This window comes from Paraburkholderia sp. BR14374 (assembly GCF_040948685.1).
Taxonomy (GTDB): Bacteria; Pseudomonadota; Gammaproteobacteria; order Burkholderiales; family Burkholderiaceae; genus Paraburkholderia; species Paraburkholderia youngii.
The window spans coordinates 109,593-124,710 of record NZ_JBFPKF010000005.1 but is presented as its reverse complement, the minus strand read 5'-3'; the positions used below and the strand labels follow the sequence as shown (position 1 = coordinate 124,710).

Here is a 15,118-nt window from a genome sequence, read left to right as displayed (position 1 = left end):
CGGAAGAAGCGCGTGGCCCCTTCCGTTCCGTTCAGCGTTTCGAAAGTGTCGAAAAAGCAGCTAGGGTTTAGTCGATTGCCTTGTCGTTCGGATTCTTGAACAGCGCACGCATGTCGTCGCTCATCGGGAAGTTCAGGTTCAGGCCCTTCGGCGGGATCGGCGATTCGAACCAGCGCTTGTAGATCGTTTCGCCTTCGCTCGACAATTGAACCTTCGCGATCGCGTCGTCGGCGACCTTCTTGAAGTCGGCGTCGTTCTTGCGCAGCATGCAGCCGTAAGCCTCACGCGATTGCGGCGTGCCGACGATCACGAAATCGTTCGGGTTGCTCGACTTGGCGCGCTCGCCGGCGAGCAGCGCGTCGTCCATCATGAACGCGGCGGCACGGCCCGTCGACAGCGTCAGGAACGACTCGCCGTGATCCTTCGCGCTGATGATGTTCATGCCCATGCTCTTGTCCTGGTTCATCTTGCGAAGCAGGCGCTCGGACGTGGTGCCGGCGGTCGTCACAACCGTCTTGCCCTTCAGGTCCGGGAAGTCCTTGATGCCGGAATCTTTCTTGGTCATCAACCGCGTGCCGATCACGAAGATCGTGTTCGTGAAGGCAGCCTGCTGCTGGCGTTCGAGGTTGTTCGTGGTGGAGCCGCACTCGATGTCGACCGTTCCGTTCTGCACGAGCGGAATACGGTTCTGCGACGTGACCGGCACGAGCTTCACCTTCAGGTTCGGCATGTTCAGCTTCTGCTTGACGGCCTCGACGATCTTCATCGCGTAATCCTGCGAGTAGCCGATCACGTTCTGCTTGTCGTCGTAATACGAGAACGGGATCGACGACTCCCGATGGCCCAGCGAAATGACGCCGGTATCCTTGATCTTTTTCAGCGTCCCCGAGTCTTGCGCATGCGCGCCAACCGTAAACAATCCGAGAGTGGCGAGCAACAGTGCAGCTTTTTTAACCTTCATCTTGATCTCCTTGGCAAGAACCGGCGCCAGTGTAACAAAGTAATTTTTCTGAAAGTATTCCTATTAACCATGCTGTTGCGCGCACGCCGCGATGGGCCCGCGGCGCGGTCGCACAGCCGTTTCGCACATACGAGAAGGCGGGCGGCATCGATAGGATGCCGCCCGCCGGTCAAACACGCCGTCTTGTGGACCGCGCTGATGCACAAAATTTCGACGGTTTCGCCTCCCGGCCCGGATACCGGGCCGCGTCACCGCCGCTTCCAACAAGATAGGACAGGGTCCATCAGGGATACAAGCCGCGCATCTCGCGCGCTTGCAAAATCCGCTTACACGCGACGATGAACGCCGCCGTGCGCACCGACACGTTCTGCTCGCTCGACACCTGCCACACCGCCGCGAACGCTTCGCGCATCACGCGCTCGAGGCGCTCGTTGATTTCGTCCTCGGTCCAGAAGAAGCTCGAAAAGTCCTGCACCCATTCGAAATATGACACTGTCACACCGCCCGCATTCGCGACCACGTCCGGAATCACGAGGATGCCGCGATCGTGCAGGATGTCGTCGGCCGCCGTGGTGGTCGGGCCGTTCGCGCCCTCGACGATGATCCTGGTCTTGATCTTGCCTGCGTTCTTTTCGGTGATCTGGTTTTCCAGTGCCGCCGGAATCAGGATGTCCGATTCGACGGTCCAGAACTCGTCAGCGGTGATCGCGTCGGCTTCAGGGAATCCGCCGACGCCGCCCTTCTTCGCGACGTAATCGAGCAGCGCGACCGCGTCGATGCCGGTGGACTTGTACACCGAGCCGGTGTGGTCCTGCACCGCGACGACCTTCGCGCCCGCTTCCTGGAACAGACGCGCGGCGATGCCGCCGACGTTGCCGAAGCCCTGCACCGCAATACGCGCGCCTTCGATATCGAAACCGATGCGGCGAGCCGCTTCGCAGCCCACCACGAACACGCCGCGGCCGGTCGCCTCGCGGCGGCCGAGCGAGCCCCCGAGCGTGATCGGCTTGCCGGTCACGACGCCGGTGGCCGTCTGCCCCTGATTCATCGAGTACGTGTCCATCATCCACGCCATGATCTGCTCGTTCGTGTTCACGTCCGGCGCGGGGATGTCGGTATTCGGTCCGATGATGATGCCGATCTCGCTCGTGTAGCGGCGCGTCACACGCTCGAGCTCGCCGCGCGACAGCGTGCGCGGATCGACGCGGATGCCGCCTTTCGCGCCGCCGTACGGCACGTTCACCGCCGCGTTCTTCACCGACATCCACGCGGACAGCGCCATCACTTCGGAGAGCGTAACGTCCTGGTGATAACGCACGCCGCCCTTGCCCGGACCGCGCGACACGTTGTGCTGCACGCGATAGCCCTCGAAGTGCGCGACCGTGCCGTTATCGAGTTCGATGGGCACGTCGACGACGAGAATGCGCTTCGGGCGCTTCAGGGTTTCGAGCCAGCGGGACAGCGAGCCGAGGTACGGCGCGACGCGGTCGACCTGGCGCAAGTAGTTGCCCCAGGGGCCGAGATCTTCTTTGTTGAGGTAGGAGGGAACGGACTGCAACGTTGAGGCGGCTTGTGCCGATTCTGCGGCTTGTTGCTGGGATGACATGAACGCTCCGGCGTTTGATCGAGTACGGGCATTGTGGAAAAACGCCGTATTGAAATCCAATGCCGTTTCCTTATCCCGTTATGTCTTTCTTGCATAACGTTCGGAAAGCCGCAAATTCGCGTCGCCGCGACGCAGGTTCGAGCTTCAGTTTTATGCCGCGTTTCAGGCGGCGCTTTGCCGGAGTTCCTCCGACACTACGTCCCACAACTGCCGCACGAGGATCTGGCGCGCGTCGTCGCTTTTCGCGGCGAGCTTGTCGCGGTACAGGCGAATCTCCATGCTGAGCGTCAGCTGCCCTTCGGGTGTGCCGCGCGTCGCGCGATCGAGGCGGATCAGCCGGCCTTCGGCTACCGCATCTTCGACCGCGCTATGCGGCAGAAACGCGATGCCGTGGCCGGCGAGCGCCATCGCCTTCAGCCCCTCGGCCATGTCGGTTTCGTAGAGCCGGTCGAGGTACAGGCGCTGCGGCGCGTTCGCGAGAATCACCTCGGTCATGCGCCCGAGGTACGCGTTCGGCGTGTACGACAGATACGGCGCGGGCGCGTCGGCCGAGCCAGGCAGCGTGTGACGCGGACGGCCCGCGCGGGCCGGCGCCGAGAACGGGCTGATCGGCTCGTGGCCGAGCGTCAGCATGTCGTAGCGCGCCGGATCGAGCGCGACCGGGTGGCTCGGATGGTGGTAGCCCATCATCAGGTCGCAGCCGCCTTCGACCAGCGACAGCGCCGCATCGTGCACGTTCAGCGCGCGCAGCCGCGTGTGGATCGGGCCCATCTGCGCCTCGATGCGCTGCAGCCAGCGCGGAAAGTAAGTCAGCGACAGCGTGTGCGGGACCGCGAATTCGATCGTCGCCTGCGGCGTCGCCGTGTGGCCGCGCAGTAGCGCGCGCGCCTCGTGGAATTGCGACAGCATCGCGAGCGCCTGCTCGTTGAACACCTGCCCGGCCGCCGTGAGCCGCGTCGGATAAACAGAACGGTCGATCAGTTCCGTGCCGAGCCACGCTTCGAGCGCCTGGATGCGGCGCGAGAAAGCCGGCTGCGTGACGTGGCGCAACTCGGCCGAGCGGCTGAAGCTACGCGTTTCCGCGAGCGAAATGAAGTCTTCGAGCCATTTCAGTTCCATGCGAGTGCGCTTGCCGCCGAGAGGGAAGAAGTCTGCATTCTAGCGGCGCGCGTTGCGGCCGACGCATCCGGGCGGGCCGGTTGCGTCACAGTGGTAAAATCCACGGTTCCCTCCGTTTCCGATCCGCTCGCTGAGCGCTCAGTGCCTTAGCCCGCGACTCAACCTGCGCCTCAACCCGGTCCTCATCATGTCCGACACCCGCCCCGACACCCTGTTCGCGCTGAACGCGCTCTCCCCGCTCGACGGCCGCTATGCCGCCAAAACCGAAGCCCTGCGCGACTGGCTCTCGGAAGCCGCCTTCATGCGCAATCGCGTGACGGTCGAAATCCACTGGCTGATCGCGCTGTCGCGCGCCGGCTTCGCCGAAGTGCCGCGCTTCTCCGAGGCGTCCGAGCAGTTCCTGCTGCAATTGGCCGAGCGCTTCACCGCGCACGACGCCGCGCGCATCAAGGAAATCGAGCGCGTGACGAATCACGACGTGAAGGCCGTCGAATACTGGCTGAAGGAGTCGGTGAAGGGTCAGGAAGAACTGGAGCGCGCGAGCGAGTTCATTCACTTCGCGTGCACGTCGGAAGACATCAACAACACGTCGCACGGCCTGATGCTCGCCGGCGCGCGCGAACACGTGATCCTGCCGGCGCTGCGCTCGGTGCATCAACGCCTCGTCGCGCTCGCGCATGCGCAAGCCGCCCAGCCGATGCTGTCGCGCACGCACGGCCAGCCGGCCAGCCCGACCACGCTCGGCAAGGAAATCGCCAACGTCGCCGCGCGTCTCGCACGCGCGATCGAGCGTATCGCCAAGGTCGAGCTGCTCGGCAAGATGAACGGCGCGGTCGGCAACTTCAACGCGCACCTGTCCGCGTATCCGGAGTTCGACTGGGAAGCGTTCTCGAAGGACGTCGTCGAGAATCGCCTGAAGCTCACCTTCAATCCGTACACGATCCAGATCGAGCCGCACGACTACATGGCCGAGCTGTTCGATGCGATCTCGCGCGCAAACACGATCCTGCTGGATCTCGACCGTGACGTGTGGGGCTACATCTCGCTCGGCTACTTCAAGCAGCGCACCAAGGCTGGGGAAATCGGCTCGTCGACGATGCCGCACAAGGTCAACCCGATCGACTTCGAAAACTCCGAAGGCAACCTCGGCCTCGCGAACGCGACGCTACGCCATCTCGCCGACAAGCTGCCGGTGTCGCGCTGGCAGCGCGACCTGACCGACTCGACGGTGCTGCGCAACATCGGCGTCGCGTTCGGCTACTCGCTGCTCGCGTACGACTCGCTGATCCGCGGCCTCGACAAGCTCGAAGTGAACGCACAGCGTCTGAACGAAGACCTCGACAACTGCTGGGAAGTGCTGGCCGAGCCGGTGCAAACGGTGATGCGCCGTTACGGCATCGAGAATCCGTACGAGCAGCTGAAGGAACTCACGCGCGGCAAGGGCATCACGCGCGAGGCGCTGCAGAGCTTCATCGGCGGCCTGGCGATTCCGCAGGACGCGAAGGACCGTCTGCTCGAAATGACGCCCGGCTCGTACATCGGCAAGGCCGTCGAACTGGCGAAGCGGATCGGCTGATCGGCTGGTCCAGCTTCGGCTCATAGAAAAAGCCGCTCCGAGGAGCGGCTTTTTTTCGTCCCGCGTTCGAAACTGGAACGCGGGGAATCAAAGACTCAGCGCGCTTCGAGCTGCCTGAGCGCCTCGTCGACGATCTGCTCGGGCGTCAGATCGATGCTGACCGTGATCGCTTCATCGTTACCCGGCTCCTCGAGCGTATCGAGTTGGCTTTGCAGCAGCGACGGATCGAAGAAATGCCCGGTGCGATGCCCGAGACGCTCCGAGAGCACCTCGCGCGAACCCTTCAGGTAGACGAAGCACACGTCCTTGTCGCCGGCACGCAGAATGTCGCGATACGAGCGCTTCAGCGACGAACACGTGAACACGGCCGTCTCGCCCGCCTTCTGCTTCTCCTCGATCGCCGCGCGGATCGTTTTCAGCCACGGCCAGCGGTCTTCGTCGGTGAGCGGAATGCCGTGGTGCATCTTCTCCTTGTTCGCCGCGCTATGGAACGCGTCGCCGTCGGTGAACGTGCAATGCAGGCGCTCGGCCAGCATTTCGCCAATCAGAGTCTTGCCGGCGCCCGACACGCCCATTGCGATCAGAATCATTTGAAACTCCTTACAGGACCGCCGCGAGTGCGAAGGTCAGGCCCAGCCCCATCAGCGAGATGATGGTTTCGAGGAGCGACCACGTCTTGAAGGTCTGCCCCACCGTCATGCCGAAGTACTCCTTGATCAGCCAGAAGCCGCCGTCGTTCACGTGCGAGAAGATCAGCGAGCCCGAGCCGGTCGCGAGCACCATCAGTTCCGGCTTGACCTGCACGCCGCCAGCCAACGCGATCGGCGCGACGATGCCGCAGGCGGTCGTCATCGCGACAGTGGCCGAACCGGTCGCGAGACGGATCATCGCCGCGACGATCCAGCCGAACAGCAGCGGCGAAAGATGCACCGCGGTCGCAACGTTGGTGATTTCCTTCGAAATGCCGCTATCCAACAGCACGCGGCCAAAACCGCCGCCCGCACCGACGATCAGTGTAATACCCGCGATCGGCGCCAGACACTCGCCGCAGAACTTCTGGATCTGCTCGCGGTTAAAGCCGCGGCTCGCGCCGAAGGTCCAGAAGCTGACCAGCACGGCCGTGAGCAGCGCGACGTCGGTGTTGCCGAAGAAGCGCAGCAGATCGTTTGGCAGCGTCTTCGGTTCGAACACCAGGTCGGCCCAGCTGCCGACCAGCATCAGGATCACCGGCAACAGGATCGTGGCCAGTGTGATGCCGAAGCCCGGCAGTTCGCGCTTGGGCGCGTTCGTTTTCACGCCGTTGCCGTTATTCGAGTCGTGACTGAGAAATTGCGCGGCAAGCGGATTTTCCTTCGGCAACTGGATATGGCGGCTCACCAGCAGAGCGAACAGCGGACCGGCGACAATCGCGCAGGGGATGCCGACGATCAGACCATAGGCGATCGTCTTGCCGATGTCCGCGTGATACGCCTGCACGGCGAGCAGCGCGGCCGGGTGCGGCGGAATCAGCCCATGCACGACGGACAGACCCGCGACCATCGGCAGGCCGACCAGCAGCAGCGATTTGTTGGTGCGCTTGGCGACGTTGAACGCGATCGGAATCAGCAGCACGAAACCGACTTCGAAGAACACCGGCAAACCGACGATGATTGCGACGACCATCATCGCCCAGTGAATGTGTTTCTCACCGAACCAGTTGATCAGCGTGGTCGCGACGCGCTCGGCGCCGCCCGATTCGGCCATCATCTTGCCGAGCATCGTGCCGAGACCGACAACGATGGCAATGTGCCCGAGCGTATTGCCGTTACCCGTTTCGAACGATTTGACGATGGTCTGCATCGGCATGCCGGCCACGAGGCCCAGCAGCAACGACACGATGATCAGAACGAGAAACGGATAGACCTTCAGGCGCGTGATCATGAAGATCAGCAACGCGATCGCGATCAACGCGTAGACCAGCAACATGCTTCCGTGGGCAGATTCCATGAAGCCCCTCCTTTGGTTTATTGGTTTCAGAGTGCGGATGCGGCCGGCACTTCGTCTCACGGCAATCTGCGCGATGCCTGAAAACCCGGCTGGCCGCGCGGACGCTGAATTTTACTGTTTGTTTTTCAAAAACGCGCGCAAATCCAGCACGCATATCAAGCAAAAAAGAGTCTCGGCGCGACAGCCCGATGCGGCTGTATCGACGAGACTCCTGGGCCCGGCTCAGTCAACCGATGCGCTGGTGAGTCGTGGGGCTTAGTGTGCGGGCGCCGCCAACTGGCTCGCGGCGCGCGCAAGGCGCGTCACCTCATCCCAGTTCTGCGCGGCGAGCGCGGCCTTCGGCGTGAGCCACGAACCGCCGACGCAGACCACGTTCGGCAGCGACAGGAAGTGCGGTGCGCTTTCTGGCGTGATGCCGCCGGTCGGGCAGAACTTCAGCGCCGGGAACGGACCGTGGAATGCCTGCAGCATCGGCACGCCGCCGGCCTGCTGCGCGGGGAAGAACTTGACGATCTCGTAGCCGAGCTCGAGCGCGAGGATGATGTCCGACGGGGTCATCACGCCGGGCAGCAGCGGCAGACCCACATCCTGCGCGGCCTGGTGCATGTCCTTGGTCAAACCCGGCGACACGCCGAACTGCGCGCCCGCCTTCTTCGCCAGGGCGCAATGTTCGGGCTTCGTGATCGTGCCGACACCGACCACGATGTCGTCGGCGAGCTCGCACGCACGCTCGATCGCGCCGAGGCCCGCCGGCGTGCGCAGCGTGATTTCGAGCACCTTCACGCCGCCCGCGTGCAACGCGCGCGACACGTGTTCGCCCTGTTCGACCGTGTCGAACGCGAGCACCGGAATCACCGGCCCGAGGCGCACGATATCGCTTACTGTTTTCGACGTCATAGTCAGACTCCTTGTTTCTGCAGCGCCGCGCCGGCTTGCGCGGTGCTCGTGTGATGGCTGCTGGATTGATGGGCGTGCTTGTCGCCGTGCTTGTGGTGGCTGCCGTGGCCGTGCTGGCCGTCGAGCGCGCCGCCCTCGCCGATCAGCTTGCCGAACACCGACGCGCCTTGCTCCGCGGGCGCCGCCGCCGCACGGAACACGCCGAACAGCTCGCGGCCGAAGCCGGCTTCGTTGTCCGCCTGATGCAGCGGCTCGGCGTTCGGACGCGCGGCCCATTCGGCTGCGTCGATCTCGATGTCGAGCACGCCCGCTTCGGCGTCGATGACCAGCATGTCGTCCGTGCGGACCTTGCCCAGCGGGCCTTGCAGCAACGCTTCCGGCGAAACATGAATGACCGCCGGCACTTTGCCCGACGCGCCCGACATACGGCCGTCGGTCACCAGCGCGACATGGAAACCCTGATCCTGCAACACACCGAGCAGCGGCGTCAAACGATGCAACTCGGGCATGCCGTTTGCCCGGGCGCCCTGGAAGCGCACCACCGCGATGAAGTCGCGCTTGAGCTCGCCCTTGTCGAATGCTTCCTGCACCGCTTCCTGCGAATCGAACACGATTGCCGGCGCCTTCACCTTGCGATGCTGCGCCGCGACCGCCGAGATCTTGATCACGCCGCGGCCGAGCTTGCCCTGCATCAGACGCAGGCCGCCGTCCGGCTGGAACGGCTCCTGGATGCCGCGCAGCACCGCGGTATCCGCGCTCGCCTCGACGCCCGCGACCCATTGCAGTTTGCCGTCGAGCAGCTTGGGCTCCTCGGTGTAGCGCTTCAGGCCCTTGCCCGCGACCGTGTTGACGTCTTCATGCAGCAGACCGCCTTCGAGCAGATTGCGCACGAGGAACGCGACGCCGCCCGCCGCGTGGAAATGGTTCACGTCGGCCTTGCCGTTCGGATAGATCTTCGCGAGCAGCGGCACCGCCTGCGACAGCGTGTCGAAGTCGTCCCAGTCGATCACGATGCCGGCCGCGCGCGCGATCGCGACGAGGTGCAGCGTGTGATTGGTCGAGCCGCCGGTTGCCAGCAGCGCGACGATGCCGTTGACGATCGCCTTCTCGTCGATCACATGGCCGATCGGCATGTATTGGCCGCGCTCGACCGTCAGGTCGAGCACGCGGCGCGCGGCCTGGGCGGTCAGCGCGTCGCGCAGCGGCGTGTGCGGATGCACGAAGGCCGAGCCCGGCAGATGCAGGCCCATCACTTCCATCAGCATCTGGTTGCTGTTCGCGGTGCCGTAGAACGTGCAGGTGCCGTGGCTGTGATACGCGGCCGCTTCCGCTTCGAGCAGCGCTTCGCGGCCGCATTGGCCAGTCGCGAACTGCTGGCGCGTCTTGGCTTTGTCGTCGTTGGACAGGCCGCTCGTCATCGGACCGGCCGGCACGAAGATGGTCGGCAGATGGCCGAATTGCAGCGCGCCGATCAGCAGGCCCGGCACGATCTTGTCGCAAATGCCGAGGCACAGCGCGGCGTCGAACATGTTGTGGGTGAGCGCGACGGCCGTGCTCATCGCGATCACTTCGCGCGAGAACAGCGACAGCTCCATGCCCGCGTTGCCCTGCGTGACGCCGTCGCACATCGCCGGCACGCCGCCCGCGAATTGCGCGACGCCGCCGTTTTCGCGCGCGGCCTGCTTGATGATGTCCGGGTAGTTTTTGTACGGCGCGTGCGCCGACAGCATCTCGTTGTAGGACGACACGATGCCGATGTTCGGCTCGCGGATCTGCTTGATCACGAGCTTGTCGTTGCCTTCGAGACCGGCGAAACCGTGGGCGAGGTTCGCGCACGACAACGCGCCGCGTGCCGGAAAGCGCCCCTGCGCATGCTGGATGCGGGCCAGATACGCTTCACGCGTGGGCTTGCTGCGCTCGATCACGCGTTGCGTGACCTTCAACAATTGCGAATGCGGGGAAACCATCGGAGCTCCTTCGTCGCTGGCGGCAGGCGCATGCATGACACCAGGCGGTATCGCGGGGTTGTGATATCGAACCAACGCCATATTAGTAGAAAAACTACATGATCGCAATTACGACCGCTGTTGCGGTGCCGCATCGCGCGAATCGCCGAATCGCCCAGTTGGCGGCGCCTTAGCGCTTTGCAGCCGAAACCCAGGGAATACACTTACGCGCCGATATGTAGTTTTTGTACCTAGCTTTTGTGCGCCAACGACCAATCGGATATAGTCCACACGTTCTTCAGCATAGTGCGAGTTTTCCGATGATGCTGTCCCAGGTGGAAGAGATGCGTGATCAGCTGCGCCCGTCCGAGCGCAAGCTGGCCGATTATGTGATCGAGGCGCCGCGCGAGGTGCTCGATCTGTCGATGACCGAGGTCGCCGCGCGCGCGGGCGTGAGTCAGCCGACGATCGCGCGCTTCTGTCACGCGCTCGGTTTTTCCGGCTTTCGCGAATTCAAGATCCGGCTTGCGCAGGGCATTGCCAGCGAAGTGCCCGCCGTCTATCGCGACGTGCGGCCCGACGAGCCGACGCCGGGCGTCGCCGCCAAGGTGCTCGACCGGACCATCGGCGCGCTGATTCAGGTGCGCAACAATCTGTCGTCGGATAGCGTCGCGGCGGCGATCGACATGCTCGCGCAGGCGAAGCGCATCGAGTTCTATGGCGCGGGCGGCTCGGGCATCGCCGCGCTCGACGTGCAGCACAAGTTCTTCCGGCTCGGCATGCCGAGCGTCGCGTATTCGGACCCGCATACGTTTCTGATGTCGGCCGCGCTGCTCGGACCGGGGGACGTGGTCGTCGCGATTTCCAATACCGGCCGCACGCGCGACATCATCGACGCCGCGAGGTCCGCGCTGAACGCGGGCGCGAAGGTGATCGCGATCACGCACGGCAACTCGCCGCTCGCGCGGCTCGCAACCGTCGGCCTCTTCGCGAACGTCGACGAAGACACCGACATCTTTTCGCCGATGACCTCGCGCGTGTCGCATCTGGCGATCGGCGACATTCTGGCGGTCGGCGTCGCGTTGAGCCGCGGGCCCGAACTGGTGGAGAAGCTCGCGCAGACGAAGGAAGTGATACACCGGCGGCGGGTGGACTCACAGGGGTAATCCGCTCCGATAAGAGCGGAACGACGGGCATAACGAAAACGGGCGGTGTGCCATTCAACCGGCACACCGCCCTTTTGTCATTTCCAGCGCCCAGCTTAACGCCGTCAGCCGCTCAGAACGGCTTGATCACCACCAGCGCGACCGCCGCGAGCATACCGAGCACCGGCAGCTCGTTGAACATCCGATACCACTTGTCCGAGCGGCGATTCTGGCCGCGCTCGAACCTGCGCAGCAGCACGCCGCAATACGCGTGATAGATGACGAGCAGCACGACCACGCCGACCTTCGCGTGAATCCAGCCCTGCCCGCTGCCGATGCCGATTACGAGCCACAACCACAAGCCGCACGCGATCGCGGGCACCGCGATGAAGCTCATGAAGCGGAACAGCTTGCGCGCCATCAGCAGAAGACGCGCCGTCGCGGCGGGTTCCGTTTCCATCGCCAGATTGACGAAGATGCGCGGCAGGTAGAACAGGCCGGCAAACCAGGAGGCAATCAACACGATGTGAAACGTCTTTACCCAAAGCATCGGCGGGGGTCCTTGTGATTCTTGTTGTTGTGTTCGTTGTGGCGGTGCTTCGCTGCGCGCTTATTGGCGACCTTCGCCGTGCCCGAGCACGATGTACTTCAGCGAAGTCAGCCCTTCCAGTCCGACCGGGCCGCGCGCGTGCAGCTTGTCGTTCGAGATGCCGATCTCGGCGCCGAGACCGAACTCGAAGCCGTCCGCGAAACGCGTCGACGCGTTGACCATCACGCTCGCCGAATCGACTTCGCGCAGGAAGCGCATCGCGCGGTCGTGGTCTTCGGTAACGATCGCATCGGTGTGCTGCGAGCTATAAGTGTTGATGTGCTCGATCGCCGCGTCGATGCCGTCGACCACCTTGATCGCGAGCACCGGCGCCAGATATTCGGTGCGCCAGTCGTCCTCGGTCGCGTCGACGAGCGGGCCGACGCCCGCATCGGCCAGCACCGCGCGCGCCGCCGCATCGACGCGCAGCTCGACGTCCTTGCCTCGATACAATCGCCCAAGCGGCGGCAGCACTTCGGCCGCGATGCCGCGCGCGACCAGCAGCGTTTCCATCGTGTTGCAGGTGCCGTAGCGGTGCGTCTTCGCGTTGTCGCAGACGTTGAGCGCCTTCGCCAGGTCCGCGCGATCGTCGACATAGACGTGGCAGATGCCGTCGAGGTGCTTGATCATCGGCACGCGCGCTTCGTTCATCAGACGCTCGATCAAACTCTTGCCGCCGCGCGGCACGATCACGTCGACGTATTCGGTCATCGTGATCAGCTTACCGACCGCCGCGCGGTCCGACGTCGCGACCACCTGCACCGCGTCCTGCGGCAGACCGGCTGCCTGGAGTCCTTCACCGATCAGCCCGGCGAGCGCCGTATTGCATTCGAGCGCTTCCGAACCGCCGCGCAGAATGGTCGCGTTGCCGGACTTCAGGCACAGCGCGGCCGCGTCGATCGTCACGTTCGGGCGCGATTCGTAGATGATGCCGATCACGCCGAGCGGCACACGCATCTGGCCGACCTGGATGCCGCTCGGTCGATACTTCAGATTGCTGATTTCACCGATCGGATCGGCCAGCGCCGCGACCTGGCGCAGGCCTTCGACCATCGTCTTGAGCGCCTTGTCGGACAGCGTCAGACGGTCGATGAATGCGGCGTCGTGGCCCTTGCCGCGGGCGCGTTCGAGGTCGCGCGCGTTGGCGGCCTTCAGCAGATCGGCATCACGCTCGATCGCCTCGGCAACGGCTGCAAGCGCCGCATTCTTCGCGGCGGTCGACGCCCGCGCCATCGCGCGCGAAGCCTGGCGAGCGCGTTGGCCGAGGTCGGTCATGTACTGGTCGATATCCATGGTCATTCTCGTGATGCCCGCACGTTGGCGTGCGGTGGTCGGGCAAGATTAGCGAAAGATCAAACGATTGTAAGTCGGGTACCGGGGCTTTGCTCGCGAGGGGGCAGCGGGTGCGCTGTGCTGTCGCGGGGTTTGCCGTTGCGTTGTGTTGAGCCCGTGGCATGGCAAACACGGTGGTCTGCATTTGACGCGATTGACGGTTGCTGTGCGATTGCAATCGCCGCCGGAACTCGCCCGCGCCCGGCTGCTTAGATTGGCCGCCGCGCTGGCGCCGCAGTCGGCGCCCGAGGTCGCGGCGGCGGCACGGGCGACGCCGCCGACGGTTTTGGCGCGGCCACCGTCATTGCGAGTTCGAACAGGCCGTCCCACGGATCGGGCGGCGGATCGTTTCGATGATTGCCCGGCGTGCCGCCCGACAAGCCCTTGACCTGCCGGTCGAGCCGCGCCGCCAGCGCGAGCGCCTTCTCGAGCGCCGCTTCGCTGACACGCGACAGCGCCGGTCCGATCAGCCGTTCGCGCGGACCCCACACGCGGTTCTCGCGGGTGAGCATCGCGAGCGGCTTGCCGGCCGCGACGCCGCGCTTGATCCGCAACAGCGTGCGCACTTCCTCGACAACGGCCCACAGCACGAGCACCGCAGCCTCGCCTTCGCCGCGCAGGCCGTCGAGCATGCGCGCGAGACGGCCGACGTCGCCCGCGAGCATCGCCTCATTGAGCTTGAACACGTCGTAACGCGCGACGTTGAGCACCGCGTCCTGCACCTGATCGAAGCTCAGCGAGCCGCTCGGATACAGCAGCCCGAGCTTCTGGATTTCCTGATGCGCGGCGAGCAGATTGCCCTCGACGCGCTCGGCGATGAACGCGAGCGCGCGCCGCCCTTCCTCGCCGGCTGCAACGCGCTGACCCTGGGCCGCGAGCCGCTGTCCGACCCAGTTCGGCAGCTGCGCGCGCTCGACCGGATCGATCTTCAGCGCGACGCCCGCATCGGCGAGCGCGGTGAACCATGCCGACTTCTGCGTGGCCGCATCGAGACGCGGCAGCGTGATCATCGTTAGCACGTCGTCGTTGACGGTGGATGCCAGGGCCTTCAGCGCGTCGGCGCCTTCCTTGCCGGGCTTGCCGGATGGAATGCGCAATTCGACCAGTTGACGGTCGCCGAACAGCGACATCGACTGGCTCGCGCCGAGCAGCGAGCTCCAGTCGAAATAGCGCTCGGCCGTGAACACCGAGCGATCGGTGAAGCCTGCCGCGCGCGCCGCCGCGCGGATGCGGTCGCACGCTTCCTGCGCGAGCAGGTGCTCGTCGCCGTACACGACGTACAGTCCGGCGAGGCCTTTGGCGAGATGCGCTTCGAGCGCGTCAGGTCGCAGTTGCATGGCTGGCGGTTGACGGGATGGATGAGATTCGACGACTCACGAACGGCGCGATGCTCAGAGCGGCGGAGGCGGCAGCGGCGCGCGCGGCACGATGCCCGGCACGGCCTCGGCCGGCGTCGGATGCAGCGAGCGCACCACGCCGAGACGGCGGATCAGCTGATCGACCGCGTCGTTTTCCATGTCGGCGAACAGGATGTCGGACTCGGCGGCCTTCGCCTGCGAGAACTGGTCGCTATAGGTCATCGCGCGGTTCAGCGCGATCACGCTGCCCGGGATCAGCACGGTGCCGTCCTTGCCGGTCAGCGTGTAGCTCATCTGCAGATTCAGCTGATACTCGGCGACGACGCCCAGCGAATTCAGCGTCAGCGTGCTGAGGTTGCGGTTCTGCGTGATTTGCAGGATCGCGTCGGCATTGGCGACCGAGTTGACCACCACGGTGTCGCTGCCGCCCTGCACGATGCGCGTGAAGCGCGCGATGGCCGCGGGCGAGCCGCCCGACACATAGAGGCGCTTGAACGCGAAGTCCTGCTGGCCGCGCAACTGGAAGCCGCAGGCCGACAACATCATTACGCTGCAAGCGAGCGTCAAAAACGATCTGCGAGTCACATTCGCTCCCGGTTCGCA

At 64.6% G+C, this 15,118-nt stretch carries 13 protein-coding genes; 2 read left to right on the top strand and 11 right to left on the bottom strand.

Features of this window, described 5'->3' with window-relative positions; genetic code table 11:
* Positions 1–67: 67 nt before the first annotated feature.
* The 3 genes from AB3X86_RS13680 to AB3X86_RS13670 form a co-directional block, all read right to left on the bottom strand.
* Entirely contained in the window at positions 68–961 is an 894-nt protein-coding gene (locus AB3X86_RS13680; protein WP_176105074.1) for a glutamate/aspartate ABC transporter substrate-binding protein, read from the bottom strand.
* A gap of 283 nt (positions 962–1,244) precedes the next feature.
* Positions 1,245–2,567, bottom strand: coding sequence for a Glu/Leu/Phe/Val dehydrogenase (locus tag AB3X86_RS13675; protein ID WP_176121823.1), 1,323 nt, complete (start codon positions 2,565–2,567; stop codon positions 1,245–1,247).
* Between the two features lie 162 nt (positions 2,568–2,729).
* Positions 2,730–3,686: a LysR family transcriptional regulator gene (locus tag AB3X86_RS13670; protein ID WP_368596395.1), complete on the bottom strand. Its 957-nt coding sequence runs from the start codon at positions 3,684–3,686 to the stop codon at positions 2,730–2,732.
* 187 nt (positions 3,687–3,873) lie between these two features.
* On the opposite strand from AB3X86_RS13670, the gene purB reads away from it, so the two are divergent.
* Positions 3,874–5,262, top strand: coding sequence for an adenylosuccinate lyase (gene purB / locus AB3X86_RS13665; RefSeq protein WP_368596394.1), 1,389 nt, complete (start codon positions 3,874–3,876; stop codon positions 5,260–5,262).
* Positions 5,263–5,357: 95 nt separating this feature from the next.
* Here the strand turns inward: purB and AB3X86_RS13660 are convergent, their stop codons facing one another.
* The 4 genes from AB3X86_RS13660 to edd form a co-directional block, all read right to left on the bottom strand.
* Entirely contained in the window at positions 5,358–5,852 is a 495-nt protein-coding gene (locus AB3X86_RS13660; RefSeq protein WP_368596393.1) for a gluconokinase, read from the bottom strand.
* 10 nt (positions 5,853–5,862) lie between these two features.
* A complete protein-coding gene (locus AB3X86_RS13655; protein WP_368596392.1) occupies positions 5,863–7,248 on the bottom strand; it encodes a GntP family permease in 1,386 nt (461 codons plus the stop codon).
* 255 nt (positions 7,249–7,503) lie between these two features.
* On the bottom strand, positions 7,504–8,145 hold the full coding sequence (eda, locus tag AB3X86_RS13650; RefSeq protein WP_176380897.1) for a bifunctional 4-hydroxy-2-oxoglutarate aldolase/2-dehydro-3-deoxy-phosphogluconate aldolase: 642 nt from the start codon (positions 8,143–8,145) through the stop codon (positions 7,504–7,506).
* Between the two features lie 2 nt (positions 8,146–8,147).
* Positions 8,148–10,112: a phosphogluconate dehydratase gene (gene edd / locus AB3X86_RS13645; RefSeq protein ID WP_368596391.1), complete on the bottom strand. Its 1,965-nt coding sequence runs from the start codon at positions 10,110–10,112 to the stop codon at positions 8,148–8,150.
* A 299-nt stretch (positions 10,113–10,411) separates the two neighbouring features.
* On the opposite strand from edd, the gene AB3X86_RS13640 reads away from it, so the two are divergent.
* Entirely contained in the window at positions 10,412–11,257 is an 846-nt protein-coding gene (locus AB3X86_RS13640; protein ID WP_176380899.1) for a MurR/RpiR family transcriptional regulator, read from the top strand.
* A 112-nt stretch (positions 11,258–11,369) separates the two neighbouring features.
* Here the strand turns inward: AB3X86_RS13640 and AB3X86_RS13635 are convergent, their stop codons facing one another.
* The 4 genes from AB3X86_RS13635 to lptE form a co-directional block, all read right to left on the bottom strand.
* Positions 11,370–11,786: a CopD family protein gene (locus tag AB3X86_RS13635; RefSeq protein ID WP_176121830.1), complete on the bottom strand. Its 417-nt coding sequence runs from the start codon at positions 11,784–11,786 to the stop codon at positions 11,370–11,372.
* A gap of 60 nt (positions 11,787–11,846) precedes the next feature.
* On the bottom strand, positions 11,847–13,118 hold the full coding sequence (locus AB3X86_RS13630; RefSeq protein WP_368596390.1) for a glutamate-5-semialdehyde dehydrogenase: 1,272 nt from the start codon (positions 13,116–13,118) through the stop codon (positions 11,847–11,849).
* Between the two features lie 248 nt (positions 13,119–13,366).
* Positions 13,367–14,494 (bottom strand): DNA polymerase III subunit delta, encoded by a 1,128-nt coding sequence (gene holA, locus AB3X86_RS13625; protein WP_176121832.1) that lies wholly within the window; start codon positions 14,492–14,494, stop codon positions 13,367–13,369.
* 54 nt (positions 14,495–14,548) lie between these two features.
* Positions 14,549–15,100 (bottom strand): LPS assembly lipoprotein LptE, encoded by a 552-nt coding sequence (lptE, locus tag AB3X86_RS13620; protein WP_368596389.1) that lies wholly within the window; start codon positions 15,098–15,100, stop codon positions 14,549–14,551.
* Positions 15,101–15,118 lie beyond the last annotated feature (18 nt).